The organism is Mesorhizobium sp. M7A.F.Ca.CA.002.04.1.1 (assembly GCF_004022805.1).
Classification (GTDB): domain Bacteria; phylum Pseudomonadota; class Alphaproteobacteria; order Rhizobiales; family Rhizobiaceae; genus Mesorhizobium; species Mesorhizobium ciceri.
This window is the reverse complement of the sequence record NZ_RZPL01000553.1, coordinates 1-4001: the sequence shown is the minus strand read 5'-3', so window position 1 is coordinate 4001 and position 4001 is coordinate 1. Positions and strand designations below refer to the sequence as shown.

6 protein-coding genes are annotated in these 4001 nt (G+C 65.2%); 4 read left to right on the top strand and 2 right to left on the bottom strand.

Features of this window, described 5'->3' with window-relative positions; all coding sequences use genetic code 11:
• Positions 1-1419: amino acid adenylation domain-containing protein (locus ENZ75_RS24040; RefSeq protein WP_128278357.1), on the bottom strand; the 1419-nt coding region annotated here is incomplete at its 3' end.
• On the opposite strand from ENZ75_RS24040, the gene ENZ75_RS34700 reads away from it, so the two are divergent.
• From ENZ75_RS34700 to ENZ75_RS24025, 4 genes are all read left to right on the top strand, one after another.
• Positions 1405-1629, top strand: a complete 225-nt coding sequence (locus tag ENZ75_RS34700; RefSeq protein WP_206617088.1) for a hypothetical protein — start codon at positions 1405-1407, stop codon at positions 1627-1629. The two genes, ENZ75_RS24040 and ENZ75_RS34700, sit on opposite strands and share 15 nt — an antisense overlap.
• 39 nt (positions 1630-1668) lie before the next feature.
• The gene (locus ENZ75_RS24035; RefSeq protein WP_063168611.1) at positions 1669-2277 is read left to right on the top strand and encodes a BA14K family protein; all 609 of its coding nucleotides are present in this window, start codon (positions 1669-1671) and stop codon (positions 2275-2277) included.
• Positions 2278-2374: 97 nt separating this feature from the next.
• A complete protein-coding gene (locus ENZ75_RS24030) occupies positions 2375-2722 on the top strand; it encodes a DUF2934 domain-containing protein (protein ID WP_027160800.1) in 348 nt (115 codons plus the stop codon).
• 643 nt (positions 2723-3365) lie between these two features.
• Positions 3366-3515, top strand: a complete 150-nt coding sequence (locus ENZ75_RS24025) for a hypothetical protein (protein ID WP_086081318.1) — start codon at positions 3366-3368, stop codon at positions 3513-3515.
• A gap of 83 nt (positions 3516-3598) precedes the next feature.
• On the opposite strand, the gene ENZ75_RS24020 is transcribed toward ENZ75_RS24025, so the two are convergent.
• On the bottom strand, positions 3599-4001 hold a 403-nt coding region (locus tag ENZ75_RS24020), incomplete at its 5' end, for a DMT family transporter (protein ID WP_164769143.1).

Genomic DNA, 4001 nt, shown 5'->3' with positions numbered 1-4001 from the left:
GTCGAGCAGCACTGCCTCGATCTCGCCGAGCTCGATGCGGTAGCCGCGGATCTTCACCTGGGTGTCGATGCGGCCGTTATACTCGATCTCGCTTTGGTCGTTGATGCGGCCAAGGTCGCCGGTGCGGTAGATGCGCTTGGACGGGTTGTTCGGCAGGCCGACGAAATCGGCGATGAATTTCTGTTCGGTCAGGTCGGGCCGGTTGAGATAGCCGACCGCGAGCCCGATGCCGGCAATGCCGATCTCGCCCAGTTCGCCCGGCTCGGCAAGCTGCGGCAGCGAAGCGTCGAGGATGACGATCGAGTAGGTCGGCAGCGGCGCGCCGATGGTGACGGGACTGTCCGGCGTCAGCGCGCCCATGGTGGCGGTGACGGTCGCCTCGGTCGGGCCGTAGGTGTTCAGGATCTGCCGCCCCGGCTTCGACCAGCGCACCACCAGATTGTGCGGACAGGCCTCGCCGCCCACCAGCAGCGTGCGCAGGCTGGGCACATCCGATGTCATCGACGACAGCAGCGTCGGGCTGCAGGCGATGCAGGTGATGTCATGGAGCCGCAGGAAATCGGCGAGTTCCTCGCCCACCAGCGGCATCTGGCCAGGAGCGGGCACCACCGTCGCGCCGGCGACGAACGGCACCCAGATCTCTTCGGAGGAAAAGTCGAAGGCGATCGTCATGCCCTGGTAGACGCGGTCGCCCGGCCGGTAGCCGTAGGAGGCGGCGGCGACGCGGATGAAATTGACGAAACTCTGGTGCTTGATGACCACGCCCTTGGGCTTGCCGGTGGTGCCCGACGTGTAGAGGATGTAGCAGGTGTCGTCCGCTGAAGCGGCCTTCGCATGCGGCTGCAGCGGCGCGTTGGATTGTCTGGAGATTTCGGCAGCAGTGCTGTCGATCAGCAGATGCGGGACCGGCAGCTGGCCGGCGCGCGACGCATAGGCGGCGATGGTGACGATCAGGCTGACGCCGGCGTCTTCGATGATGAGCGCCATCCGCTCCTCGGGAAAGGCGGTCGCCAGCGGCACGAAGGCAGCGCCCGCCTTCATCACGGCGAGCAGCGCGACATAGGTCTCCGCCGAGCGGTCGAGGATGAGCCCGATGCGGTCGCCCGGCTTCACGCCGCGCTTGATCAGCAGGCGGGCGAACTGGTTGGCCCGCCTGTCCAGCTCCCGATAGGTCCAGACACGCCCGTCGGAGATCACCGCCGGCAGCGCTGCGAACATCTCGGCAAGCTGTTCGAAGACGGTGTCGAGCCGCTCGCCGGGCAAGCCTTGGCGGGCAAAGTCGGCGCCCGTCAGGATTTGCCCGCGCCTGGCTGTCGCGGGAGCCGTTCTTACCAGCGCATCGACACCTGCCGGGCCGCTTTCCAGCCCCGATCGTTCCGCGTCCAGTTCGGCGACATCGACACCGTGATCCATTTCCATACTTTCCCGTCCAGGCCGGGCATTGCCCGGCACGGCCATTTTTCCAGTTGTTGTGGGATGCTTATGCCATCCGATCTTTTCGGCAGTTTTTCCGAACTGTTGAATATTGTTTCTGAACTGTGTCTGGGCGGGGTTTTGAGCCTCCCTTGGCGGCTGCGCCCGGCGGCAACGCCGGCGCGCGCGCCAGCGTTTTTCTGGAACCAGCCTTGAGGCCCCGCATTCTATGAGCAGGGACTGAAGGAGCGTGTCGTGAAAGCGGTTTTGGGACTGGTCTGCGGCTTCGTGCTGACCCTTGCGGTCTTCGGCAGCGGACTGGGCTTCGCCGCCTGGCTGCTTGCCGCAAAGCCGCCGCGCCAGGCAACGGCCACCGTCAGCGTGGCGGAGCTGTGGACCAAGAAGGCGCGGCCGGTGAACAAAGCCGGGCAGGGCCTCGAACGCCTGCCGGCCGCCCAGCCGGCGCCGCCCGACATCCCCGCCAAACCGCCGGAAACGCCGCCCGACCCGACGGTCACCGGCGCCATCGCGCCCAAGGCAACCGACCTGCCGCGTCCGCATCTCGCCTGGTGCGCCAGCCGCTATCGCTCCTACCATCCGGACGACAACAGTTATCTCTCCTACAGCGGGCAGCTGCGCCCCTGCATCTCGCCCTATCTCGAAGCCGCCGGTCAGGCCGGCCAGCCGGCTGCCGGCGACGGCGGGGAAAACGGCGCTGGCCTTGGCGTCTACCTTGCCGATGATGACGGCGAAGCGCTTTCGGCCGACCATGTCGATTCCTGCTTCAGCCGCTACCGCTCCTATCGCCCGGAAGACAACAGCTACCAGCCATACTCCGGTGGCCCGAGACGGCAATGCCAGTAGCCCCCGCGCACCGCCGGCATGGCGATCCGATCGCGCGGATTTTCCGGAGCGTCCGCATTGGCGCGACGTTCAACCCTGACCCGAAGGAGGACTGACCATGAGCGACGACCGGGACGACAGAATTCGTGAGCGCGCCTACCAGATCTGGGAACGGGAAGGCCGCATGCAGGGCGACCCCGAGCGGCACTGGCACCAGGCCGAGGCCGAGATCGACCGCGAGGGAGCCCTGCCGCTGACGGCGGGCGACGCGCTGCCTGAAACCGGCGAGATCGCCAGCTCCGACGTGCTGGAGGTCGAGGCGCTGGCGGTGCGCACCGGCATCTCCGGCGACGAGGCACAGGAACTGCTCGACCGCTTGGGCAACGACCGCGCCGCGGTCGAGCAAGCCGCGCGCAGCCTCAAGGCCAAAGGGCGGCGAAACCCCGATGAGGGACTGGCGAAATAGTCGGAGGACGAAAAATGCCGGCTAGGCTGCGACGGCTGATCGGCACGAAAAGCCCGCGCCTCTGGCGGAGGACGCGGGCCGATCGGAGGGCCGATCTTCGGCAGGCGATGGAGGGCACCACCTGCCGCATCCACTAACAATTAGCTTTGGCTAATGTTCCGTCAAGTTGGATCTGAATTTACTGCGTTGGAATGTCGGCTGCCGCCGCAATTGCGCCGCTAGCCTTCGTGGCCGGGATGCATGTGTCCGGACAGGGAGCTTGTCGATGGGATAGGAATTTTTTCTTGACGGGGTGAGGGCAGCTATGCTACATTTCTGCCTATGGTGCTGATTTGCGCCAGTGACCCGCCGCCCAGGCGGGTTTTTGCGTTTTGGCCGGCGCTCGCCGAATTTCGACGTTGCCAGAAAGCGCCGACGCCAAAGCTGCCAATCTCCCCACTTGTGGGGGAGATGGCCGGCAGGCCAGAGGGGGGGCGCCGTAGAGTGCTGCCTTCGAACGGGTGGATCATTTGGATTGGAACGGCGTTGATCCCTGACACAACCGGGGAATGAGCATGGCGACAAGACGCAGGCGCTGGTCGGCAGGCCGCCGCCCGGTAAGCGGAAACCTTGATCAGGGCCAATCCTAGCCAGGGAGAGCGAGATGATCCGAAAACTCAAGGACGGCAAATACCGGCTGTATTCGCGCAAGAAGGACGACAAGACCGGCAAGCGGCGCAACCTCGGAACGTTCGATACGCGCGAGGCGGCGGAGAAGCACGAGAAGGAGGTGCAGTATTTCAAGCGGCATTGAGAGGGGGCCTCTGGCTGTCGCAATGGTGACTCACCAAACGCCAATGCGGCCGGCGCTGAATACAGCCGTCACCCGCAAGATGTCTACGCCACGCGTGGTTGAGCTGGCCTGACTACGGTAGCGAGCACGATGCCGGCGACGATGAAGGCCGCACCGACCAGGTCGTAATCGTGCAAGCCCTCGCCGAGCAGCAGATAGGCGAGCACGGCCACGAACACCGTCTGCAGGTAGAGCAGCATGCTTGCCCGGCTAGCACCCAGCGTTTGCACGCTTTTGTTGTAGAGGTAGTACATCAGGGCGCCGCCGGGACCTGCCAGATAGGCGAGCGCGAGAAGGCTGTGGACGTTCATGGCGGAGCGTTCGTCGTTGAACAATTCCCACGCATGGAAAGGCAAGGCGACCAGCGCACCGGCGCCGAGCAGCAGCACGACCATCGGCAGGAGTTCGATGCCGAATTTGGCACGGCGCAAAAGCACGGTGTAGAGG